Below are 23,251 nucleotides of genomic sequence, written 5' to 3' on the forward strand. Positions count from 1 at the left end.
CGATATGTTCGGTACTGCAACCAGCGCAAATGCTACTCGTGTATTACTTTTAGGCTCTGGCGAGCTTGGTAAAGAAGTCGCAATTGAATGTCAACGTCTGGGCCTGGAAGTCATTGCTTGTGACCGTTATGCGAATGCACCTGCAATGCAAGTCGCTCACCGCAGCTATGTGCTTGATATGCTGGATGGTCAAGCATTAGAAGAAATCATCAATAAAGAGCAACCCGCTTATGTTGTTCCTGAAATTGAAGCTATTGCAACCGAGAAGCTAGTCGAGCTTGAAGCAAAAGGTCTGAATGTCGTTCCAACGGCTAAGGCAACTAAACTTACGATGAACCGTGAAGGTATTCGTCGTTTAGCTGCTGAAGAGCTTGAGCTTACTACCTCCCCTTACCGATTTGCAGACAACTACGATGACTTTAAAGCAGCCGTCGAGTTCGTCGGCACCCCTTGCGTCGTTAAGCCAGTGATGAGCTCGTCTGGTAAAGGCCAGAGTGTCATTAAATCAGAAGCTGATATTGAAAAAGCATGGAACTACGCTCAAGAAGGTGGCCGCACTGGTGCTGGTCGTGTCATTGTTGAAGGCTTTATCGACTTTGATTACGAGATAACCTTACTAACCGTTCGTGCGGTTGATGGCGTACACTTCTGCGCACCAATCGGTCACCGTCAAGAAGATGGTGACTACCGCGAGTCATGGCAGCCTCAAGCAATGTCAGAAAATGCAGTAAAAGCCGCGCAATATGCAGCGGAAAAAGTCGTCAATGCATTAGGTGGCTATGGCATTTTCGGTGTAGAGTTGTTTGTGAAAGGTGACCAAGTGATCTTCAACGAGGTTTCGCCTCGCCCACACGACACAGGATTGGTCACCCTGATTTCTCAGGAAATGTCTGAGTTTGCACTTCACGTTCGTGCATTTACCGGCATGCCAATCAACAACATTGTCCAGTACGGCCCTTCTGCATCAGCAGTCATTCTTGGTCAGGGTACTTCTACCAACATTCGTTTTGATAATTTAGCTGACGCTTTAACGCAGCCACAAACGCAAGTTCGTCTATTTGGTAAGCCAGAAATCGACGGTCGCCGCCGCTTGGGTGTTGTTGTGACTCGTCGAAACAGCACAGAAGAGTCCGTTCAAGATGCGGTAGCAAATGCATCGAAGGTAAACATCGTTTACTAAGTCCTTTGTGACGGCCTGAAATAGCAAAAAAGCGCAGCTATATCAGCTTAATACCGTTCGTTTAACAGCGAACGGTATTATCATCCGTCATTCTGGACAGCGACGAAGGAGCATGATTCAGAATCTTCTATCCGAGCACTCTGTCGCCAAAATAATTCCTATATTGTTTTAGCTCGCTGATAATAGATTCCTAGTCTCGCTATGGCTCGCTGGAATGACCCGATTATGATGGCCGTTAAGCGATGAGCATTAGCTAAAATAGCGGTGCGCCATTATCCTAAGATCAATATTTAAGACGCTTCAATCAAATACACTTCTTCAGAAAAACGACTTAAGCCTTGCTTAGCAATTTTCGGGTGATTTTCATCCGCTTCGTCCACGTTCAGGCAAGTCACTTTGTAGCCCGAGAATAACTGTTCGATTTCATTCACTGGTACGCTAAATGGAGGTCCCGCCATTTCTTGCTGAGGGTAATTGAGTGTAACAAGCAGAATACGACCACCCGGTTTAAGCAGCTGTTTTAAACGATCAGCGTATTCTTCTCTCATTTCTTGCGGCAATGCAACCAATGCTGCTCGGTCGTAAACGATATCAACCTGAGAAACCGGTGCGGTAAAAAAGTCACCAGTGTAAATAGAAAGCTCGTCAAACTGATACAGCTCATGCATTCCATTTAGCGGCGTGACCATCGGCGTATAAAAATGCTCAGCAAAGAATGCACGTACCGCAATTTGACTTAATTCAACACCAATAACTTCATCATGTTTGGTCGCCAACCATGCAAGGTCTTCCGACTTACCACAAAGTGGAACCAATACGGTGTCTTCGCGCTTAGGGCTTGTGTGATGCCAATGCTGAGGCAGCAATGGGTTTACATCTTCCAAATGGAATCCGATTTTGTTGCTGGCCCACTTATTGTGCCAAAACTCTGGGTCTCTCATTTTATTTTCTACTTATCGGCTGAATTACGTTTTGTGGAGTAAGACTAATGATTTTTTCGAATTTGTCTATGGCGTTCATCTTTCGTTAATCCTCAAATGCTACGATGCATTCACGATATACGAAATGATACTGACGTTGAATTAACAGAACAATGAAAATGTAAATAGTGATCTAACGCATAATTCCACTGTAAACATGAGAGTTAACCTTGGAATATTTCAAAAGATCCCCATTTATGAATAACAACCTGATTTGCAAATCTTAGCGACTTCTTTGTCCCCATTTTCTAAGTGCAAGCAAGTTAAGGAGAGTGAATGAGCTTATTTTTACGTACAACAGCATTGATGCTTTTGGTACTAAGCCGTGCACCTGCATTCGCCGCGATGCCTATTGCGCCAACAAGTAGTGAACAGAATCGTTCTGCAAGTCAAAACGAGGTTTGTTCAAAACTATTCAAACACAGCCTAAGCGGCTTATATGGTATTCGAACTATCGACTCAAACCCAACTCAGCCATATTCTGATTTTGATATTCTTTACTCCAAAGCACACCAAGCTCAATTCGAACTTGAAACCATCTGTAAAAGTACCGCCCTTCTCAACGACGCCCAACCTCACTTCGCTGGCGTAAAATCTAAACAACGTGCAGAGGAAAAAATTGCTTACGAACTGGATGGTAAGGTTGAACGCATTACCGATCTAGCACGTGCGACGATAGTTGCGGAAGATGTGGCAAGTTTGGTCTCTATCTATGAAACACTAGAACGCGAAACAACGATCGTTAAAGTGAAAAACAGATTCAAAAAGCCGGGGCCTTCGGGTTACCGAGATTTAAACTTACTGGTTCGTTTGCCGAAAACAAACCTCATTGCAGAGGTCCAACTACACTTGAAAGCCATTGCCGATGTGAAAAGTGGCCCAGAGCATGACCTTTATGAAAAAATCCAAAAGCTTGAACGTCAAGCAATGGCAGAAAAACGCCCTCTAACTGAGTTTGAAACGGCGACGGTCAGAAGTATGCGCAGCCAAGCTAAGAACTTGTACCAGCACGCATGGCAACCATACTTAACAACTCACTTAGAAGCGGCATAAAAATTTGCTTCTCTGAAAATAACAAACCACCGCAATGCGGTGGTTTTCTTTTGCGTGTCGACACTAAAATGCACGTACAACAATAGATTACGAGCAAGCGTGATCTATTGGGTTTATTTACTGTTCTTTTCTGAGATTTTCTACGCGAGCTTTTAATTTCTGACCCGGGCGGAAAGTCACGACACGTCGAGCAGTAATTGGAATATCTTCACCAGTTTTCGGGTTACGACCAGGCCGTTCATTCTTGTCACGAAGATCAAAATTACCAAAACCTGACAGTTTTACCTGTTCGCCACTTTCTAGTGCCTTGCGAATTTCTTCAAAGAACACTTCCACCGTTTCCTTGGCGTCCCGTTTACTAAATCCCAGTTTATCAAACAGGTTTTCTGCCAATTCGGCTTTTGTGAGCGCCATAAAACTTTCCTCAAAGCTATGTTAAACAATGCTACCTAGTGTAGCGCCAGAGCAGTTTTACCCTACCAATTCAAGAACATATCGGGGTTACATCAGGAAGTGTATGACAAGCTTATGATTTTCGCCAACTTTTTTCTTTGCGAATAAATGGAATATGGCTGTACAAATTATTGTTAAATACCAACATTTTAACATTTTTTATTTAGAGAGTTCTTAAATACAAAACTCAACCAGTCAATTAAACCAATAATCTGTTAAATTTTGAAATAAAAAACCATTTAATAAATTTATCAGGTATGGGCTATTTTACAAACACCTGACATAGAACTTGTCGGTATTTCATTGATTTGTAAGTAACTAGGTACATAAACATCCGCTAAGAAGTATGACCACTTACCAGTAATTTTACGTTTAGAAAGCTTGATAAACGCCAAGATTCTCACTGTTTTACGATGACTCAGTAATCAAAGGTTGTTAGTGTGAACCTAGATTCATTACTTAACGAAACAATCACATATTTTACCATTAATTAAAGTGCGGTCATGATTAATCAAGTCATCAATATTCTTTTTCCCGTCTTCGCTCTTGTCGGCGTCGGCTATTTAGTCGGTCGGCATATAAAGCCGGATTTTCGCCCAATCAATCGAATCAACATTGATGTCTTTACCCCTGCGCTAGTTTTCTCCTCTCTGGTTAGCATGCCACTGGACAATGCTCAAGGCCCTCTACTTTTTGCCGCCGTGATTGCGGTCTTGGTACCAGGATTGATCATGATTCCAGTTTGTAAAATAAGTGGGTTGACCTTTAAAGCATGGGCACCACCGCACATGTTTCGTAACAGCGGTAATCTAGCCATACCTTTGTTTACTTATACGTTTGGCGATATCGCCCTTTCTTCGGCGGTTTTGCTGTTTGTTGTGTCGGCTTGTCTACATATTAGTGTGGGAATGATGCTATTGAGCAATGGCAACCCACTAAAACAGATCATAAAAATGCCAATCTTTTTATCGGCTTCACTCGCGCTGGGCCTGAACTTATCAGGGATTGGCGCCTGGGCACCGCTTTATGAAGCGACAGCATTATTAGGTCAGGCCGCGGTACCGGTAATGTTGCTCTCTCTCGGCGCACAAATGTGCAACTTGCGTTTGGATGGTCTAAAAGTTGGCGTGATATGTACGGTACAATCGCTGACCACAGGTGCGGTTGCCTTTGCACTTATCTATTGGTTTATTCCGTTACCCACGATGCAGTTGCAGATGATGGTACTTTTCACCATGTTACCACCTGCGGTAATGAACTATTTGTTTGCAGAGAGACTCAATATAGAACCGATGAAAGTCGCTTCGATGGTGTTATTTGGCAACTTTTTTAGTGTCTTGACCCTGCCCCTTCTCCTCTCTTATACGTTGTCGCTCTCTTAGCGCTGAGATTAGCTAGCTCAACGATAGTGTAGTTTCGCAGGAAGAATCAGATGCTCGGCTTTACGATCGGGTGAACCTATCGATGCCGTCGCTTGCTCAAACAAGGTTTTAGCAATGAGCTCGCAATCTTGTTCGATAGAGTCAATGTTGATCGGTAAGCAATCTAAAATCGCTGAGTTATCGAACGTTGCTATTTTCACATCAGCATCCAATAACTTATGCTCAGTCAGGTAACGCAAAACACCTTCGAGAATCGAATAAGAAGCGACAAATAGTCGTGTTGGCAAACGCCCAATATTCTGGTGGATTTCCTCAATCATGGCGTAACCGGATTCAGGTTGATAATCTTTGTGTTTTACTAACTCCGTATTCAACTCCACTCCAGCGGCTTGCAAAGCGGCCTGATAACCAGAGAAACGATCTTTACTCGGTGAGAGTTCTAACTGTCCGCCTAAATAAGCACATTCTTCCGCTTGCTGACACAGTTTTTCTACCAGTTGCTTGGTCGCGTTATAAGCATCCGTTTTTATCGTCGTTAACGAAGTGGCGTCGAAAATACGGTCGAACACCAACACGGGTGTTTGCTCGGTGACTTTGCGATAGAAGGTGTCTTCAGTCATCGCCGTTGCGACCATTAACACATCAACTTGTCGTTCCAACAGGCTCTTAACTGCCGCTTTTTCTTGTTCTGGATTATCTTCCGAAGAGGCAATCAAAAGCTGGTAACCATGGCTACGCGCCAACTTCTCCAAAAACTTCGCCGTTGTAGCAAAGCCCATATTGGCCAAATCAGGAATAACAAGGCCCAGCGTGTAGGTACGATTTGCCTTTAGAGCGCGAGCGTATAAGCTCGGAGCGTAATTGTGCTCCTCTACCACAGCTTGAACACGCTTTACGGTCTCTTCATTAATGCGATGTTTCTTTGCATGACCATTGAGGACAAAGCTAACGGTGGACTTTGAAACTCCGGCGAGCTCAGCGATATCTGCTAACTTTAGTTTTTTCTTCTTCACCTTACCCTTCCGAGATGAGTTTCGCTCTGGCTATTTGGATTCACCACATCGGCGGTCATCATACCGATGAAAACGTCGAAAACCATCACTTTTAGTATCTTGGGACCAAGGCTGCATTGTCGACTCGCGGCGTAGATCACAATCAGCGGCATTTCTGCTTCTGACAAGATTATTTTTATTGATTAGCTAAATCGTTTTAGCTAAAAATACTCTCAGTGAATTTAAGCTGTTTTAAGGTATAAGTTATGAGCACAATTTGGGTGACTGGTGATGCGGTCGTTGACTTGATTCCGGACTCCGATTCCACGTATCTGAAATGTCCTGGGGGCGCCCCTGCCAATGTTGCGGTAGCAATCGCTCGATTGGGCGGCACGGCTGCATTTTTTGGCCGTGTGGGGCTTGATCCTTTGGGTCGCTTTATGAAAGAAACGTTGACCAATGAATCCGTAAATACCGATTTTATGTTGCTTGACGAGGCACAACGAACGTCTACTGTCATTGTTGATTTGGATGATTCTGGCGAGCGTAGCTTTACCTTTATGGTCAAACCAAGTGCTGATCAGTTCTTGCTTCCTACAGACATTCCTTCTTTCACAAAGGGAGACTGGCTGCATGTATGTTCGATAGCTCTGGCGAATGAGCCAAGCCGAAGCAGTACATTAAAAGCAATGCGAGACATTAAAGAGGCAGGCGGTTTTGTTAGCTTTGATCCTAATCTTCGCGAAGAGGTATGGGCCGATCCAGAGCAACTTAAACCGGTCGTGCGCCAAGCGGTAGAACTGGCAGATGTTGTTAAGTTTTCAGACGACGAGCTGCTTTTCTTAACCGATACCGGCTCTTTAGAACAAGGTTTAGACGCGATTAAGTGTTTCAATAATACGCTCGTGTTGATCACTCAAGGAGCAAAAGGTGCACTAACCGTATTTGAAGGAGAGCAAGAATTGATTGCAGGGCAAGCGGTGAAACCGGTAGATACAACAGGTGCAGGAGATGCATTTGTCGGCGGTTTACTGGCGAAATTGGCGCAACAATCAGAATGGGCGAACAAAGAGACCATTCACGCCGCGGTAAATTGGGCGAATGGTTGCGGTGCGCTTGCCACAACTCAAAAAGGCGCAATGACGGCTTTGCCGACTCAGGAAGCGCTGCTCGCTTACATTTAATAGTAATGACAAAATTAAAAATCCCCGCTCACTTTTGTGGCGGGGATTTTTATAACTGGCGTTTTATCGTTGCTGAAATGGCGCTTTCGCTGCTCTGAACCGGTGTAATGTCGCATTGGTAACCTGGCCACTGACGGATATTCTGGTTGCATCTTGATCGGTAAATATACGCGATGTCATAACCGCAGCACCGCCGTTTACAAAGACTTCAATCGAAGAATTATCGGCAAGAATACGAAGTTCAATACGTTCACTCGCCAATGGCAGCTCACGAATCGTATCTTGGGCACGATTAAGTGTTTGTGAACGGTCCATTATTAGACATCGGTTTTCTTCATCCGCTCGTAATACGAATTTCTGCACGGAGTTTTCAAATAGATTCAGTTCATCGCCCCAATCTAACGTAACCGTCAGATCGAAGGACTTAGTTCCAATATCCAGCCCATTTGCATCAATATTGATCTCAGAAGAAGACTCAATAAGAGATTCCATCTCCGCAATAGGCCACTGGTATAGAGTACCATCTCGATAAGTCAGCTCTCTCATCGCAGTAAGCTGATGTACCCAGCCATTATCTCTGCTTGGCTGGTCAACTTCATCCGGCAACCCCATCCAGCCGCACATGACTCGTCTGCCATCTGGAGTTTGCATACTTTGTGGGGCGTAAAAATCGAAACCGAAGTCTAAATGTTGAAAATCCCCCAGTTTCAGACCGTTTTCTCCGCTCCAGTGCGCTTTCACAATACCGTTATGATGAGGAATGGTATTGTATTCCGAGAAAGATGGTATGCCTTGCGGCCCAATCACCACATACATCTGTTCATCCAGAGTAAACAAATCCGGGCATTCCCACATATAGCCAAAATCACCCATCTCTTCACCAAACAAACCAACGAACTCCCATTGGTACAGATCTTCAGACTGGTAAATAGCCAGGCGCCCTTTCAGCTCGGTTGTCTGTGCACCGAGCAGCATTAGCCACTTATCATTGTGTCTGACGACTTTCGGATCTCGAATATGAGGCGTGACATTAGGCGGCAGAGCGTCAATAACCGGGCCATACTTAGTAAAGCTCACCCCGTCACGGGAAGTCGCCAAACATTGGGTGGTCTGTCGGTCCCGCTCTTGCCCTATACGGGTGTTGCCCGTGTAGAACAACATCAACTCTTCACCCTGACTCAGCGCGTGTCCAGAAAATACACCATGGCTGTCACACCAAAGAGAAGGCGTCAGAGCAACAGATTGCCACTCCCAATTAACCAGATCCTGGCTGGTCAAGTGTACCCAGTGTTTATCTTTATGTTCACAACTGTATGGGTACCACTGATAGAAAAGATGGTATTCACCGTTATGATAAATGAACCCATTTGGGTCGTTGAGCAACCCCTGAGGTGGGGAGATATGCCAGGATGGACGATATTCGCACTCAACAGGGTCTTGTAAAGCAGAAAAATGTTTAGATTGCTGTGCAGAAATAGCCTCTCCCACTTCAAGCAACGCTTCAGTGCTTAACCCAGTTGGTCGGGAGAATGTTAACTGAGTCTCCCCCTGAACCTCTTCTCGCTTTTCGATCAGAGCGGAATCCTGAACCAGATCGATATTCCGGACTTCTATCATAAGATCTTTTTCTGTAAGCAGTGTGCGAGAGATATTTTCAATACCTCCACAAAGAGAAAGAATTGGTGTTATGGACATCAGTTTACCTAAACATTTAAAATTGGGAACGTTTGCAAATTAGCACACCCGCCTTTAATTTCCTAGTTTACCTTGTATTTTAAGCACTCATAATTGAGGTAGATCTTATTTTCAAATCAAACACTGGCTTTTAACTGGCTAAAAACGACTAAAAACCACCTATAAAATGGAACGTTCCCTAAAGATAATGGGTGTGAATTCTTCAACCATTAACTTGGAGTATAAAAAAACCCTGTCAAGTTGACAGGGTTTTTAGACTCTCTAATTAGAGAAGAATCTCGATACGCTTAGTCACGCAGAGTCGCACCAAACTTCTCAGATACGTGAGCAACGATAGCGTCTACCGCACCCGCGATGTCTGCATCTTCTAACGTACGCTCTACAGACTGTAGAGTCAGAGCGATTGCAAGGCTCTTCTTGCCTTCTTCAACGCCTTTACCTACGTACACGTCGAACAGTTTCGCATCTTTCAGGAACTCACCGCCCTGCTCTAGACAAGCATTAACAATGTCACCTGAAGCAATTGCGTCATCAACCACTAGCGCGATATCGCGACGGTTTGATGGGAACTTAGAAAGCTGAACCGCTTCTGGAATCACTTTCGAGTTGATTGCAGACCATTCGATTTCAAATACGATAGTACGGCCATTTAGACCAAACTTGCGCTCAAGCTCTGGGTGAACCGTACCTATTACACCGACTTCTTTGCCATCTACGATGATTGCCGCAGATTGGCCTGGGTGAAGTGCTGGGTTAGCTTTTTTGCTTTCAGGTGACAGTGCTGCGAAAGAGTACGCTTTTTCATTTGCAGATAGCTCAAGAATCGCTTCTAGATCACCTTTAAGATCAAAGAAATCAACTGTGTTAGTTTCGATGTCCCAGTGCTCTTCGCTACGAGTACCAGCGATAACACCTGCTAGCATAGGCTCTTGGCGCATACCGTTTTCAGCAGATTCACATGGGATGAAACGCAGACCGTATTCAAATAGACGAACGCGTGGCTGTTGACGTTTCTGGTTGTGAACAACCGTGTTCAACAGACCTTGGATGAGGCCAAGACGCATTGCTGACATATCTGCTGAAATTGGGTTTGGAAGCACTAGCGGCTCAACACCCGGAACAACCAGTTTTTGTTGCTCAGGCTCAACGAAGCTGTAAGTAATTGCTTCGTGGTAACCACGGTCAACAAGAAGATCACGCACGCGTTTAAGTGGAAGATCCGCTTCAACGTGATTGTGCATCTTAAGCGCTGCCGCCGGATGCTGGTTAGGAATGTTGTCGTAACCGTAGATACGACCCACTTCTTCAATCAGATCCTGCTCAATAGCGATATCAAAACGCCATGTTGGTGCTACTGCAACCCAGCCTTCTTCTGTCGCTTCTACCGTCAGGCCAAGACGCTCTAGGATTTCTACTACATCGCTATCTGCAATGTGGTGACCCAGTAGGTTGTCCAGTTTAGTACGACGTAGTGCTACTTGGTTTGGCTTAGGTAGATCAGCTTCAGATTCTACTGAAACAACAGGTGCGACTTCACCGCCACAGATTTCAACCAGAAGCTGAGTTGCACGCTCCATTGCACTTACTTGCAGTGCGTAATCCACACCACGTTCAAAACGCATTGAAGAATCTGTGTGCAGACCGTAGCTACGAGCGCGACCACGGATGTGGTCAGGTGCAAAGAATGCACACTCAAGTAGCACGTCTTTAGTTTCTGATGTTACACCAGAATCTTCGCCACCAAAGATACCAGCAATAGCGAGTGCTTTGTTGTGGTCAGCTACAACTAAAGTATCTGCGTTTAGTTCTGCTTCGCTACCGTCAAGAAGCGTTAGCTTTTCACCTTGCTCAGCCAGACGAACAACGATGCCGCCTTCGATCTTCGCCAGGTCAAACGCGTGCATTGGTTGGCCTTGCTCAAGCAGTACGTAGTTCGTGATGTCTACTACAGGGTCGATAGAGCGGATACCACAACGACGCAATTTCTCTTGCATCCAAAGTGGTGTTTCAGCTTGAACGTTTACGTTCTTAACTACACGGCCCATGTAGCGTGGACACGCTGCTGGCGCTTTTACGTCGATAGATACTGTGTCTTCAATTGAAGCGGCAACCGCTTCTACTGCTGGCTCAGCAACGTCAGCACGGTTAAGTACGCCAACTTCACGAGCCATACCACGGATGCTGAAACAGTCAGCGCGGTTTGCTGTTAAGTCTACGTCTACCGTTACGTCATTTAGACCCAGGAATTCGCGGAAATCAGTACCGATAACTGCGTCTTCTGCCAGTTCCATGATGCCGTCTGATTCTACGTCGATACCTAGTTCAGTGAATGAACAAAGCATGCCGTGAGATGGCTGACCACGTAGTTTTGCTTTCTTGATTTTGAAATCACCAGGAAGCACTGCGCCTACCGTTGCAACTGCAACTTTTAGACCTTGACGACAGTTAGGCGCACCACAAACGATGTCTAGAAGTTCTTCTTCGCCCACATCGATTTTAGTGACGCGTAGTTTGTCTGCATCTGGGTGTTGACCACATTCCACAACGTGACCAACTTTTACGCCAGTAAATGAACCCGCTACAGGAAGAACGTCGTCTACCTCAAGACCGGCCATTGTAATTTGGTGAGTTAGCTCGTCAGTAGTAACCGCAGGGTTTACCCACTCACGAAGCCATGATTCGCTGAATTTCATGTTAATGAACCCTCTGGATTACTTGAACTGTTTTAGGAAACGAAGATCGTTCTCGAAGAACGCACGTAGGTCGTTCACGCCGTAACGAAGCATTGTTAGACGCTCAACACCCATACCAAATGCGAAACCAGAGTATTTTTCAGGATCGATGCCTACGCTACGTAGTACGTTCGGGTGAACCATACCGCAGCCTAGTACTTCTAACCATTTACCGTTTTTGCCTTTCACGTCTACTTCTGCTGAAGGCTCAGTGAACGGGAAGTAAGATGGACGGAAACGTACTTCAACTTCCTCTTCGAAGAAGTTACATAGGAAATCGTGCAGAATGCCTTTCAGTTGAGCGAAGTTCACGTTCTCATCAACCAGCATACCTTCCACCTGGTGGAACATTGGCGTATGCGTTTGGTCGTAGTCGTTACGGTATACACGGCCCGGAGCGATGAAACGGAATGGTGGTTTACCATTTTCCATCGTACGGATCTGTACGCCTGACGTATGAGTACGAAGCATCAAATCTGGGTTGAAGAAGAAAGTATCGTGATCAGTACGCGCTGGGTGATCAGCGGCAATGTTAAGTGCATCAAAGTTATGGAAAGCATCTTCGATTTCTGGACCAGACTCAGTGTTAAAACCAAGTTCGCCAAAGAACTTCTCAATACGCTCAACGGTACGAGTAACTGGGTGTAAACCACCGTTTTCAATACGACGACCTGGCAGGGTTACGTCGATAGTTTCAGCGGCGAGTTTCGCTTCAAGCTCTGCACGTTGTAGTGCGTCTTTACGAGCAGCGATTGCTTGCTGAACGGCACCTTTCGCTTTGTTGATCTCTTGACCAGCTTCACGGCGCTCTTCTGGTGGTAGTTTGCCTAGGCTTTGAAGCTGAGCAGTTAGCTCACCTTTCTTACCTAGATACTGAACACGCACTTCATCAAGTGCGACTAGCGATTCGGCAGCTTCAATTGCAGTGCTCGCGCTAGCAATGATCTCTTCTAGATGTTGCATCGTTTCCTCATCTACCTGCTGGTAGTGTCCATAAGGGAGTGATTGGTTTTTTGATAGCTGTACATAGTAGCCAAACCAGACACCAATGCCAAATTGAATTACGAAAAGAAGGGGTTATTGAATAAAAAGAACACAAAAACGCAAAAAAAGCATTGTTGTGATTCATTTGAGGCTGATTGAACTGAATTATTTACCGAAAACAAAACCTCGAGAAGCCGTGGTTTTCATACAGAGCAACAGGTACTGCTGGTAAAACATACGGAAAAGTTATCGCGAAGAGCGGGCTAGATACCACTACCATTTCTAGCCAATGCTTATTTCAAACATCCAATGGTTTAAGAAATAGTAGCGATACTGATAAGCAAAATAATGAATGTAAGCTAGTCAATGGAAGCTAGATAGATAAGCTTGGCTTTTCACCTGCTGATGCAATGGCATAACGAATATCATCAATAAAGTGCGTGTTTGTCTCAGTAATGCCATCAGAGAATGTGACGGGCTGATGCGGTCCAGCTAGCACGACGATATTGGTGAAATCTGAGACGTTATAGTTCTCAGCGACAACATTCTTTGAGTGAAAATCAAGCACTGTCTTGGCGACGAGTTCTTCAAGCTGCAAAAGCTGTTCTTCTGTAATCTTCATCCTTGCCAAAGCAACACGAACACAGTTTTCAGCCGCAGTGGCCTGCTTTTTAATAATTTCTGTGTATTTATCGTTGAGCTTCGAGTTTTCAGCGTAGCTGTAGAAAAGCGGACCATGAAGCGTAATATTATTCTCTTCATCAACATAGACAAGATCCAACAGCTCCAGCGCTTTGAGATAATCGGACATACTCTGTTTAGACAGCTCATACTTTTTCTTTAAAATTGAGTAGCCATCTTTACCACGTAACATTCTCAGCTCACGATAGAAATCGTAAAGGTGTGGGAACTGGAAGAACACTTCATCTTGAGTGCGGCTAAAGTAGTCTTCATCTTCACCTTGAAGCTGGTCGGCTAACTTTTGCAGCTCATCTAACGTGCAATCAATCGCTCGGCAGTATTCGAGTAATTTATCTAAAGCCAGGTTGGTACTGGTTAAGTGTCTTTTAAAAGTGGACAACGGCATGCCCATTTTTTCAGATAGCTCTCGATATGTTAGCCCTTTTGTCTTAATCGCTTGTCTTAAAGCGGCTAGCAAATACTCGGGAGTCAAATCTCTCATCTACGATTCCTTTTGGCAAAGTTACAGCTGTACAAAACCTGTCACAACTTAGAACCACTCGGCTGGTCAATAGTTCATATTATTATCATAAAAATATGAATTAATATACCGATCTTTACATTCACATGACAAATGAAAAATAAAAACTGCTGTTGATTTCATTGTGCCTTACAGTTTTCATTGACAATAAAAACAAGTAAATTAGACGTTTATTTAGATAGTTACAATATAAGCATTAAAAACATCAGTATGTTCCACCAACAAAGTCGCACCAATTCAGAATGTTGGACTTAAAAAATCAACGCAACAAATCGAATATATATTCATTTAGCATGCAGTAAAATACAGTTTATTAGACAGGGAAATATCTTGCCTATCCCACTTTATGACATTAAAAACGTGGGCTATGGTAAAACCAGCAGCGAGTTGAATTAACCTTCCATGATAAGCACTGAGTAAGCAGGTTTAGAAGGCCGTATAGGTTTTAACTACGGAGGCTTGATCGCTGTAAAAAGTGGAGATAAGGGAATTGAAACAAATAGAAGGATTTTAATTGTAGAGGCAATAAAAAAGGAGAGCGAATGCTCTCCTTTTCTTAAACCTAAACTGCTAATTAAAGAGCAGCTTTCGCTTTTTCAACTAGAACTGCAAATGCAGATTTGTCGAATACTGCGATGTCCGCAAGGATCTTACGGTCGATCTCGATAGATGCTTTCTTAAGACCGTTGATGAAACGGCTGTAAGATAGACCATTTTGACGAGATGCCGCGTTGATACGTGCAATCCATAGTTGACGGAATTGACGTTTCTTGTTGCGACGGTCACGGTAAGCGTATTGACCAGCTTTAGTAACTGCTTGGAAAGCTACGCGGTAAACACGTGAACGTGCACCGTAGTAACCTTTAGCTTGTTTTAGAACTTTCTTATGACGTGCACGAGCTTGTACACCACGTTTTACGCGAGGCATTATGCTTCTCCTAAACTAAACGATTGATAAACTAAAAAGAATTAAGCGTATGGTAGACAACGTACGATGCCCGCAACTTCACACTTAGGAAGAATTGCGTTTGGACGTAGTTGACGCTTGTTCTTAGTAGTACGCTTAGTCAGGATGTGACGTTTTGTAGCGTGCTTGTATTTAAAGCCACCAGCAGTTTTCTTGAAACGCTTAGCAGCACCTTTGTTGGTTTTCATCTTAGGCATGATGAATAACTCCGCATTGTAGTAGTTTAATAAACAATGTAATTAGGGCGAACAAAACCCAACCGCTAACCTTCTATTCAAAGGGAATCGGCTAGGTTTAAATTACTTTATGAGCCGTTAATTACTTCTTTTTAGGGGCTAGCACCATGATCATCTGACGACCTTCAATACGGCTAGGGAAGGATTCAACTACAGCTAGTTCTGCAGTATCTTCTTTCAAGCGGTTTAGAACGTCGACACCGATGTCTTGGTGTGCCATCTCACGGCCACGGAAGCGAATTGTTACCTTCACCTTGTTGCCTTCTTCTAGGAAACGCACCAGGTTGCGTAGTTTTACCTGGTAGTCTCCAATATCAGTTCCAGGTCGGAATTTTACTTCCTTGATCTGAATCTGCTTTTGCTTCTTCTTCTGCTCTTTCGCAGCCTTGCTCTTCTCAAAGAGGAATTTACCGTAGTCCATCACACGACAAACTGGCGGCTCAGCGTTAGGACTAATCTCAACAAGATCCATACCTGCTTCTTCAGCAGCAGCAATCGCTTCTTGGATCGATACAACACCAACTGATTCACCGTCAGCGCCTGTTAGTCGAACTTCACGAACGCCACGAATTTCACCGTTTAAACGGTGTGGGTTTTGTTTTACCGGCTGTTGGCCGCGTCTTCCGCCTTTAATAGCTTATTCCTCCAGATTGAGCTTACGGCTTGAAATCTCGTCTTGGATGTAAGAGATAAAATCATCCACCTTAAATTTACCGAGATCTTTACCTTTACGAGTACGTACTGCGATTTCGCCAGCTTCCATTTCTTGGTCACCAACGACAAGCATATACGGTACACGCTTCAAAGTGTGTTCGCGGATTTTAAAGCCAATCTTCTCATTTCTCAAGTCCGCTTTAGCTCTAATTCCACTTTTTTGTAATTTTTGTACTACTTCTTGAACATAATCTGACTGTTTATCAGTAATATTCATAAGAACAGCCTGTTCTGGTGCCAACCAAGTTGGGAAGAAACCAGCATATTCTTCGATAAGGATACCGATGAAACGTTCTAGAGAACCTAGAATTGCACGGTGAATCATTACCGGAACTAGACGTTCGTTGTTTTCACCTACATAAGTTGCACCTAAGCGACCAGGTAGGTTGAAGTCTAACTGAACCGTACCACACTGCCATGCACGATCTAGACAGTCGTATAGCGTGAATTCAATCTTAGGACCGTAGAATGCACCCTCGCCTTCTTGAATCTCATATGGAATTTCCATTGATTCTAGAGACAGTTTCAATGCTTCTTCAGATTGATCCCAGATTTCATCCGAACCTACACGTTTTTCTGGACGAGTAGACAGTTTCACGACGATGTTGTCGAAACCAAATGTTTGGTACGTATCGTAAACCATCTTAATACAGCTGGTTACTTCCTCTTGGATTTGGCTCTCTGTACAGAAGATGTGAGCGTCATCCTGAGTAAAGCCACGTACACGCATGATGCCGTGTAGTGCGCCTGATGGTTCGTTACGGTGACATGAGCCGAACTCTGCCATACGTAACGGTAGATCACGGTACGACTTTAGACCTTGGTTAAAGATCTGTACGTGACCCGGGCAGTTCATTGGCTTAATAGCGTATTCACGGTTCTCTGAAGAAGTCGTGAACATCGCCTCTGCGTATTTGTCCCAGTGACCAGAGCGTTCCCAAAGAACACGATCCATCATTAGAGGACCTTTTACTTCTTGGTAACCGTATTCATTTAGCTTAGCGCGGATGAATACTTCTAGATCACGGAAGATAGACCAACCATTGTGATGCCAGAACACCATACCCGGTGCTTCTTGCTGCATGTGGAATAGGTCTAAATGCTTACCAATTTTACGGTGGTCACGCTTCGCCGCTTCTTCTAGGCGAGTCAGGTGAGCCTTAAGTGCTTTCTTATCGTGGAAAGCCGTACCGTAAATACGCTGAAGCATTTTGTTGTCGCTGTTACCACGCCAGTATGCACCTGCAACATTTAGTAAAGTAAAATGTTGACAGAAGCCCATGTTCGGAACGTGAGGACCACGACACATGTCGATGTATTCTTCATGGTGGTAAAGACCTGGACGATCATCACGAGATACGTTTTCGTCTAGGATTTCCACTTTATATGGTTCGCCACGTGATTCAAATGTATCACGCGCTTCCTGCCAGCTTACTTTTTTCTTAACCACTTCGTACTTGGTTTTCGCAAGCTCTTTCATACGCTTTTCAATCTTCTCAAGATCTTCTTGCGTTAGAGACTCATCTAAGTCGATATCGTAGTAGAAGCCGCTGTCGATAGTTGGACCAATCGCCATTTTAGCTTGTGGGTAAAGCTGTTTCAGAGCGTGACCAAGAAGGTGAGCGCATGAGTGACGAACGATCTCCAGACCGTCTACCTCATCTTTTGCTGTGATGATCTCAAGGCTTGCGTCTTCTTCGATTAGATCACACGCATCAACACGATTACCGTTAACACGACCAGCGATAGTTGCTTTAGCAAGACCAGGACCGATCGATTGCGCAACTTCCATTGTAGATACTGGGTTGTCAAATTGGCGCTGACTGCCGTCAGGAAGAGTAATAATAGGCATGCTATGTCCTTTACAGTGGTGTTGCATACCAAGCAACACATGTTATTCAAATTTAGAAGCTATTTGTTGGAAAATAGTTGAGAGTCGACAAAGGTCTCTCAGTAACACGAATACCGGACCATTATCGGAACAGCAGATTGTACCTAGCTCACAAATAGAATGCAAAGAACGATTTACGCTGTCATGCAATCTTCATCCATCGTCGACAAACGACTGCCAGTTTAGGAATCTGTCGTTAATCATTTAAACAAGATTCAGGTAGTTAATTAAGCTATAAGCTTAAAGTAGGTTCAATGGCTGCTGCCACTTGGGCATCGGTTGCATTGATAGGCAAAGTAAACGAACGATACTGATCACCAGATAAGCTGAGTGAACGGTCAATTTCCGCTAAACAGTGCACGACCTGCCCTTCAAGAATGAAGGAAAGTTCAATTTCTTTCGAAGAGATGAAGCCACTATTACGGAACTCCAATTCCTGATAGATACCTGAGCGAGAAGAGAAAGAGCCTCCACGTAAAAAGCCTTTTTCTACATCCGCTTTCACCATCGTAAAGCCCGCTTGCTCAATAGCCTGAATCACTCTCGATGCTACTGGCAACGGTTTAACTTCAATATAGTCACGGTCGCGAGGGTCCATGGCGAAGTCAATGTCTAAGGTTGTTTCTAACCAAACATGGCACTGATTTTTTAATGCGTTGACCAGTGTGATTGGTGTTTCATCATCTAGCTTCAATTGAAACGGTACTTGCTTCTCTTGATTAGCTTGAATCACGAAGGGGTCAACGGCTTTTAACTGATCAAGCGTAAACGTCTCGTATCTGACGCTGTCATCCACTTCTACTTTCATTTCCGTATTCAGTTTGATGGTGATGGCATCTATCCGCTGTTCAACATCGCCACCAATAATGTGGACATGGCCCGTAAGAGTCGAACCTTGGTAAACACTCATCTCATCCAAAATGGTATCCACTTTTGCCGAGCCAATTCCTAATGATGCTTTTAACTTTTTAAACATTTCTTCCCTTACGACTTTGTCATTTTTATTGTGGTTACCATCTGTTTACACAATTGCTTGGTGCGCTTCAAGCTATAGACAACAAGAATACGGGCTATTTCCCTTATTCAGTAAAAATAGCAGCGCTGTGCCTACACGAGACATCACGTCAGATGACGAAAAGTTGCTGCAAAACCTGCCCTTTCGACGCAAGTTTGAGAGAATCATTTGCTATTCTCACTTAAATTGAGCACTATTTGTATAGTCAATTAAAGGAAAGTCACGATGTCTGTACCACTCTACATACAAATTAAGCAATTTATCCTGGATAAAATTGAAACCGGAGAGTGGATGACCGGACAACGCATCGCAACCGAGTTCGAGTTAACCGAACAATTTGATGTCAGTAGGATGACGGTAAACAAAGCGATTCGAGATCTCGTTAACGAAGGCAAACTTCAGCGCCGACCGCGACTCGGCACATTTGTCTGTGATCCCGTTGAGAAATCGGAGTCACCACTGTTAGACATCCGCAACATTGCTCAGGAAGTCAGTGAACGCGGCCGTCAATATCGCAGCAAGGTGCTGAAACAGATCGCGATAAAAGCCGATGCGACTATCGCCACTAAGCTTGGGGTTATGCTTGGGACGACCGTATTCTATAGTGAAATTATCCACTACGAGGACAGCACTCCAATCCAGTTAGAACTGCGCTGGGTCAATAGCCAATATGCGCCAAGTTACCTGGACCAAGACTTCACTGATATCACGCCAAACCAGTTTTTGTCCGATAACTGCCCGCTCAGTGCCATCGAGCATACCGTTGAAGCTATCATTCCGGATAGCCGCATAAAGCTTGATTTAAAAATGCAAGCTAACGAGCCCTGCCTGCTATTAAACCGCAGAACCTGGAGCCAAGATAAACTCGTCAGTACTGCCTTGCTCTACCATCCAGGCAACAAGTACAAACTGAGTTCTAAAGTGCTCATTTAATCGAGTGGGAATAACAATCCCCCTACTCTTCGATCACACCTTTACAACATCAACCTTGTCATCGATACTTTCTTGTTATACACATTTGTATATACATTTACTGCTACCAACCAAATAGGATACAAAAATGGATTTGCTGATTGAAAATGCGCGTCTGGTCACTATGACGCAAGGGGAAGCAGGATATCTGCCTACATCACCTGCGCGTGTCGGTATTCAATCGGGGAAAATCGTCGCCATCAGTACTTGTTCACGTGGTGAAGACGACCCTAAAATCGAGTCACAGCTAGATCCTAAACACTACCCGCAAAGTCTCGATCTACAAGGCAAGCTAATGATGCCGGGTTTGATTGATTGCCATACTCACCTTATTTATGCCGGAAATCGTGCCAATGAGTTCGAGATGCGTTTAAACGGGGTGCCATATCAAGAGATTGCTCAACAAGGTGGTGGTATTCTCTCTACCGTAAAAGCAACACGAGCCGCAACCGAAGCGCAGTTAGTTGAACTTGCACTGCCACGTTTAGACGGCTTGCTAGCCAGTGGTGTGACTTCGGTAGAAGTGAAATCAGGCTACGGGTTAACGCTCAATGACGAGCTCAAAATGCTACGTGCCGCAAAAGCACTAGAGCAAGAACGAAAGGTGAAGGTAACGACAACGTTGCTTGCCGCCCATGCGTTACCTCCAGAGTTTGCTGGTCGCGCTGACGACTATATTGAACATATTTGTCAGGACATCATCCCTCTTGTCGCAGAAGAAAAACTCGCCACCAGCGTCGATGTTTTTTGCGAGTCTATCGGCTTCAACTTAGCGCAAACAGAAAAAGTGTTTGCCACGGCAAAACAACACGGCTTAAAAGTAAAGGGCCATACAGAACAGCTCTCTAACCTCGGTGGTACCGCGCTTACCGCACAATATAATGGTCTTTCTGCCGATCATATTGAGTTCCTTGATGAAGAAGGTGTTGTCGCGCTTTCTAAATCCAACACCATCGCAACCTTACTGCCAGGTGCGTTTTATTTCTTGCGTGAAACGCAACTGCCACCAATCGAGTTGCTGAGAAAGCACCAAGTACCGATGGCGATCGCAACCGACGTTAACCCAGGCACCTCGCCATTTTCCGATATGACCCTGATGATGAATATGGCATGCACCCTATTCCGTCTGACACCGCAGGAAGCACTGCGAGGCGCAACTCAACATGCAGCAAAAGCATTAGGTTACGAAGGTTCCCGAGGAGTGATCAAAGTTGGCTTTGATGCTGACTTCTCGGTTTGGGATATCGACCATCCAGCCGATCTGAGTTATCAAGTCGGTGCAAAACGTCTGGTAGGTCGTATAGTAAATGGTGAGTACATTGCACATGGAGGCCTGTAATATGTCTCATCCAGACTTACATAACCCACTATTTCATTGGCAAGGCCGTCATGATGCGGAAGACGGAAAACTCGGTCAACGTATCCACCATGTCGTCCAACATCAGTCAGTCAACGAACTGGAAAAACAACCGCATGGTGTCTCAATATTAGGCTTCGCAACCGATGCGGGTGTAGCCAGAAACAAGGGCCGCGTAGGAGCGAGGAAATCGCCAGACTTAATCCGTCGCGCTCTGGCGAATCTCGCTTGGCACAAAGATGCGCCAATTTATGATCTCGGTACAGTGGTTTGTGAGGACGATTTATTGGAAGAAAGCCAGGCGCGTTGTGCCAATACAATTTCTCAAGCACTGCCCCACACCCCGGTTATTGTTCTGGGTGGTGGACACGAGATCGCATGGGCATCGTTCGCGGGAATTGCAGAGTACTTTAAGTCACATCATCCAGATAAAAAGCCGAAAATTGGCATTGTCAATTTCGATGCACACTTCGATCTACGTGCTTTTGAAAGCCCGATAGCCGACGTGAAACCAAGCTCTGGTACGCCATTCAATCAAATTCATCACTTTTGCCAACGCAATGACTGGGCTTTCCACTATGCCTGCTTGGGTGTCAGTCGCAGCAGCAACACTCAGGCTCTATTCCAGAAAGCCGACGACTTGAACGTATGGTACGTGGAAGATCATCAGCTTAGTTACCTGAACCACAACTACCATTTGACACAACTGCAACACTTTATCGACGATTGTGACTACCTGTATCTCACGATTGATCTGGACGTATTTCCAGCAGCAACGGCTCCTGGTGTGAGTGCGCCAGCTGCTCGTGGCGTGAGTTACGATACGATTGCGCCATTCTTAGAGCGCATTCTTCATTGTAAAAACAAGTTGATGCTGGCCGATATCGCAGAGTACAACCCAAATTATGATGTCGACAGTCAAACGGCACGCTTAGCCGCCCGTTTGTGTTGGGACATTGCCAATGCAATGGCAGAGAAGTAGCAGGAGTTATTATTTAAGCTTCTGACACTAATGCAGTATTCAAAAGCTCTATCTAAAACATGTAATGCCGTTCGCTTAGCTGCTAACGGCGTCTTTAAGCCTCCAGTCATCCTGAACAACGACGAAGGAGTGTGATTCAGGATCTAATTTCTGAGCACTTTATGGCCGAAATATTTCATTAACTGCTCACCGCGCTGCGATTAGATTCCTAGTCTCGCTAGAGCTCGCTGGAATGACTCAGATAAAATCGTTAAGCGATTGATATTACATCTAAAACATGGGGCTTTTTTATGTCTATACTTTTATCATACAACTTCACACCCAAATACCGTCATATCATAAGCACGGAACGATGAGGTTGGTAAGTTTGAAAGTGAATCAAGTATGCGTTATTAACCATTTATCTTTCAATGACTACATGGTCATTAAGATAAGTTAAAATGTCACTGGATGGACCATTGCCCGTCAGTGTTTCGCATATAATCCCTTACAGTTTTGGTTACTACGTAAAAATTATGTTTCTAACACCTTATTTTTCTAACAATGAGCACCAGTTTCAGTTCACTCGCGAGCAGGCAAGTCACTTTGCTAAACGCGTAGCTGGTGATTACAACCCAATCCACGATGAAGACAACAAACGCTTCTGTGTTCCAGGCGATCTACTGTTTGCCGTACTTCTGAGCAAAGAAGGCATTAGCCAAAAAATGCGTTTTAACTTCTCTGGTATGGTGAATAACGGCGTTGCGCTTCATATCGAGAATAAGTGTGAGAAAGAAAGTGCTGTGGTTGATGAGGCTGGCAAAGAATATTTGCATATGTCTCGTGAAGGGGAAACTAATCACGACGCCGCATTTATCGAGCACGTAGTGACAAATTACGTTCAGTTTTCTGGCATGAACTTCCCGCACATCATGGTTCCTCTTATGGAAGAGCAACAAATGATGATCAACTGCCAACGTCCATTAGTGATTTACGAAAGTATGGAAGTTGAGTTTTCTCGTCTGGACCTAACCCATCCAGAAGTAGAATTTACTGGCGCAACATTCGACGTAGAAGGCAAACGTGGTGTTGTGACGTTGAATTTTGCCTTCAAAGAAGATGGTGAAGTTGTCGGCAATGGTATCAAGCGTATGGTTGCAAGTGGTTTAAAACCTTACGACCAAGAAGCGGTCGACGATCTGGTTCAGCGTTTCCACGCGCGTAAGGACGCATTCTTAGCAAAGTTCATTGAGGCAGCCTAAACACTGCCTCAAGCTCCTA

General features: G+C 44.6%; 20 protein-coding genes. 8 read left to right on the forward strand and 12 right to left on the reverse strand.

The window, feature by feature from the left end; genetic code table 11:
• Window positions 1–4 precede the first annotated feature (4 nt).
• The gene (purT, locus tag OO774_RS09465) at window positions 5–1,180 is read left to right on the forward strand and encodes a formate-dependent phosphoribosylglycinamide formyltransferase (RefSeq protein WP_264901833.1); all 1,176 of its coding nucleotides are present in this window, start codon (window positions 5–7) and stop codon (window positions 1,178–1,180) included.
• Between the two features lie 290 nt (window positions 1,181–1,470).
• Here purT and OO774_RS09470 read toward each other — a convergent pair whose 3' ends face one another.
• Complete coding sequence (locus OO774_RS09470) at window positions 1,471–2,121, reverse strand: thiopurine S-methyltransferase (RefSeq protein ID WP_264901836.1); 651 nt, start codon at window positions 2,119–2,121, stop codon at window positions 1,471–1,473.
• A 315-nt stretch (window positions 2,122–2,436) separates the two neighbouring features.
• Between OO774_RS09470 and OO774_RS09475 the strand changes: the two genes are divergently transcribed.
• Window positions 2,437–3,213: a RelA/SpoT domain-containing protein gene (locus OO774_RS09475; protein ID WP_264901838.1), complete on the forward strand. Its 777-nt coding sequence runs from the start codon at window positions 2,437–2,439 to the stop codon at window positions 3,211–3,213.
• Between the two features lie 117 nt (window positions 3,214–3,330).
• Here OO774_RS09475 and ihfA read toward each other — a convergent pair whose 3' ends face one another.
• Complete coding sequence (gene ihfA, locus OO774_RS09480; RefSeq protein WP_264901840.1) at window positions 3,331–3,627, reverse strand: integration host factor subunit alpha; 297 nt, start codon at window positions 3,625–3,627, stop codon at window positions 3,331–3,333.
• 542 nt (window positions 3,628–4,169) lie between these two features.
• Between ihfA and OO774_RS09485 the strand changes: the two genes are divergently transcribed.
• Window positions 4,170–5,048: an AEC family transporter gene (locus OO774_RS09485; protein ID WP_264901842.1), complete on the forward strand. Its 879-nt coding sequence runs from the start codon at window positions 4,170–4,172 to the stop codon at window positions 5,046–5,048.
• 17 nt (window positions 5,049–5,065) lie between these two features.
• On the opposite strand, the gene OO774_RS09490 is transcribed toward OO774_RS09485, so the two are convergent.
• The gene (locus tag OO774_RS09490) at window positions 5,066–6,061 is read right to left on the reverse strand and encodes a LacI family DNA-binding transcriptional regulator (protein WP_264901844.1); all 996 of its coding nucleotides are present in this window, start codon (window positions 6,059–6,061) and stop codon (window positions 5,066–5,068) included.
• A gap of 245 nt (window positions 6,062–6,306) precedes the next feature.
• Between OO774_RS09490 and OO774_RS09495 the strand changes: the two genes are divergently transcribed.
• Window positions 6,307–7,224, forward strand: coding sequence for an aminoimidazole riboside kinase (locus tag OO774_RS09495; protein ID WP_264901846.1), 918 nt, complete (start codon window positions 6,307–6,309; stop codon window positions 7,222–7,224).
• 63 nt (window positions 7,225–7,287) lie between these two features.
• Here OO774_RS09495 and OO774_RS09500 read toward each other — a convergent pair whose 3' ends face one another.
• The 9 genes from OO774_RS09500 to OO774_RS09540 form a co-directional block, all read right to left on the reverse strand.
• Window positions 7,288–8,919: a glycoside hydrolase family 32 protein gene (locus OO774_RS09500; protein ID WP_264901848.1), complete on the reverse strand. Its 1,632-nt coding sequence runs from the start codon at window positions 8,917–8,919 to the stop codon at window positions 7,288–7,290.
• Between the two features lie 287 nt (window positions 8,920–9,206).
• Entirely contained in the window at window positions 9,207–11,612 is a 2,406-nt protein-coding gene (gene pheT, locus OO774_RS09505; RefSeq protein WP_264901850.1) for a phenylalanine--tRNA ligase subunit beta, read from the reverse strand.
• An 18-nt stretch (window positions 11,613–11,630) separates the two neighbouring features.
• Window positions 11,631–12,614 carry a phenylalanine--tRNA ligase subunit alpha gene (gene pheS / locus OO774_RS09510; protein ID WP_014231614.1) on the reverse strand — a complete coding sequence of 328 codons (984 nt, stop codon included), beginning with the start codon at window positions 12,612–12,614 and terminating at the stop codon, window positions 11,631–11,633.
• Window positions 12,615–13,008: 394 nt separating this feature from the next.
• On the reverse strand, window positions 13,009–13,818 hold the full coding sequence (locus OO774_RS09515) for a helix-turn-helix domain-containing protein (protein ID WP_264901854.1): 810 nt from the start codon (window positions 13,816–13,818) through the stop codon (window positions 13,009–13,011).
• Window positions 13,819–14,431: 613 nt separating this feature from the next.
• Window positions 14,432–14,785, reverse strand: coding sequence for a 50S ribosomal protein L20 (gene rplT, locus OO774_RS09520; RefSeq protein ID WP_021019837.1), 354 nt, complete (start codon window positions 14,783–14,785; stop codon window positions 14,432–14,434).
• A 41-nt stretch (window positions 14,786–14,826) separates the two neighbouring features.
• On the reverse strand, window positions 14,827–15,021 hold the full coding sequence (rpmI, locus tag OO774_RS09525) for a 50S ribosomal protein L35 (protein ID WP_264901861.1): 195 nt from the start codon (window positions 15,019–15,021) through the stop codon (window positions 14,827–14,829).
• A gap of 121 nt (window positions 15,022–15,142) precedes the next feature.
• The gene (gene infC, locus OO774_RS09530) at window positions 15,143–15,694 is read right to left on the reverse strand and encodes a translation initiation factor IF-3 (protein WP_076633413.1); all 552 of its coding nucleotides are present in this window, start codon (window positions 15,692–15,694) and stop codon (window positions 15,143–15,145) included.
• A 3-nt stretch (window positions 15,695–15,697) separates the two neighbouring features.
• Window positions 15,698–17,626 carry a threonine--tRNA ligase gene (gene thrS / locus OO774_RS09535; RefSeq protein ID WP_264901863.1) on the reverse strand — a complete coding sequence of 643 codons (1,929 nt, stop codon included), beginning with the start codon at window positions 17,624–17,626 and terminating at the stop codon, window positions 15,698–15,700.
• A 271-nt stretch (window positions 17,627–17,897) separates the two neighbouring features.
• On the reverse strand, window positions 17,898–18,641 hold the full coding sequence (locus OO774_RS09540; RefSeq protein WP_264901865.1) for a sporulation protein: 744 nt from the start codon (window positions 18,639–18,641) through the stop codon (window positions 17,898–17,900).
• A 264-nt stretch (window positions 18,642–18,905) separates the two neighbouring features.
• On the opposite strand from OO774_RS09540, the gene hutC reads away from it, so the two are divergent.
• The 4 genes from hutC (at window position 18,906) to OO774_RS09560 (ending at window position 23,232) form a co-directional block, all read left to right on the forward strand.
• Window positions 18,906–19,613 (forward strand): histidine utilization repressor, encoded by a 708-nt coding sequence (gene hutC, locus OO774_RS09545; RefSeq protein WP_264901866.1) that lies wholly within the window; start codon window positions 18,906–18,908, stop codon window positions 19,611–19,613.
• Between the two features lie 127 nt (window positions 19,614–19,740).
• Window positions 19,741–20,991, forward strand: coding sequence for an imidazolonepropionase (gene hutI / locus OO774_RS09550; protein ID WP_264901868.1), 1,251 nt, complete (start codon window positions 19,741–19,743; stop codon window positions 20,989–20,991).
• Window position 20,992: 1 nt separating this feature from the next.
• Window positions 20,993–21,991, forward strand: a complete 999-nt coding sequence (gene hutG, locus OO774_RS09555; RefSeq protein ID WP_264901870.1) for a formimidoylglutamase — start codon at window positions 20,993–20,995, stop codon at window positions 21,989–21,991.
• Between the two features lie 515 nt (window positions 21,992–22,506).
• Complete coding sequence (locus OO774_RS09560) at window positions 22,507–23,232, forward strand: DUF3581 domain-containing protein (RefSeq protein ID WP_264906099.1); 726 nt, start codon at window positions 22,507–22,509, stop codon at window positions 23,230–23,232.
• Window positions 23,233–23,251 lie beyond the last annotated feature (19 nt).

The organism is Vibrio sp. STUT-A11, assembly GCF_026000435.1.
In the GTDB taxonomy this organism is placed as follows: Bacteria; Pseudomonadota; Gammaproteobacteria; order Enterobacterales; family Vibrionaceae; genus Vibrio.

Bases quoted from the DNA above. Each gene is read 5' to 3' on its own strand.
- hutG (WP_264901870.1), top strand. From the start codon at position 20,993: ATGTCTCATCCAGACTTACATAACCCACTATTTCATTGGCAAGGCCGT.
- thrS (WP_264901863.1), bottom strand. From the start codon at position 17,626: ATGCCTATTATTACTCTTCCTGACGGCAGTCAGCGCCAATTTGACAAC.
- OO774_RS09515 (WP_264901854.1), bottom strand. From the start codon at position 13,818: ATGAGAGATTTGACTCCCGAGTATTTGCTAGCCGCTTTAAGACAAGCG.
- pheS (WP_014231614.1), bottom strand. From the start codon at position 12,614: ATGCAACATCTAGAAGAGATCATTGCTAGCGCGAGCACTGCAATTGAA.
- OO774_RS09485 (WP_264901842.1), top strand. From the start codon at position 4,170: ATGATTAATCAAGTCATCAATATTCTTTTTCCCGTCTTCGCTCTTGTC.
- OO774_RS09495 (WP_264901846.1), top strand. From the start codon at position 6,307: ATGAGCACAATTTGGGTGACTGGTGATGCGGTCGTTGACTTGATTCCG.
- OO774_RS09560 (WP_264906099.1), top strand. From the start codon at position 22,507: ATGTTTCTAACACCTTATTTTTCTAACAATGAGCACCAGTTTCAGTTC.
- hutI (WP_264901868.1), top strand. From the start codon at position 19,741: ATGGATTTGCTGATTGAAAATGCGCGTCTGGTCACTATGACGCAAGGG.
- purT (WP_264901833.1), top strand. From the start codon at position 5: ATGTTCGGTACTGCAACCAGCGCAAATGCTACTCGTGTATTACTTTTA.
- OO774_RS09470 (WP_264901836.1), bottom strand. From the start codon at position 2,121: ATGAGAGACCCAGAGTTTTGGCACAATAAGTGGGCCAGCAACAAAATC.
- hutC (WP_264901866.1), top strand. From the start codon at position 18,906: ATGTCTGTACCACTCTACATACAAATTAAGCAATTTATCCTGGATAAA.
- OO774_RS09540 (WP_264901865.1), bottom strand. From the start codon at position 18,641: ATGTTTAAAAAGTTAAAAGCATCATTAGGAATTGGCTCGGCAAAAGTG.
- rpmI (WP_264901861.1), bottom strand. From the start codon at position 15,021: ATGCCTAAGATGAAAACCAACAAAGGTGCTGCTAAGCGTTTCAAGAAA.
- ihfA (WP_264901840.1), bottom strand. From the start codon at position 3,627: ATGGCGCTCACAAAAGCCGAATTGGCAGAAAACCTGTTTGATAAACTG.
- pheT (WP_264901850.1), bottom strand. From the start codon at position 11,612: ATGAAATTCAGCGAATCATGGCTTCGTGAGTGGGTAAACCCTGCGGTT.
- OO774_RS09475 (WP_264901838.1), top strand. From the start codon at position 2,437: ATGAGCTTATTTTTACGTACAACAGCATTGATGCTTTTGGTACTAAGC.
- rplT (WP_021019837.1), bottom strand. From the start codon at position 14,785: ATGCCTCGCGTAAAACGTGGTGTACAAGCTCGTGCACGTCATAAGAAA.
- OO774_RS09500 (WP_264901848.1), bottom strand. From the start codon at position 8,919: ATGTCCATAACACCAATTCTTTCTCTTTGTGGAGGTATTGAAAATATC.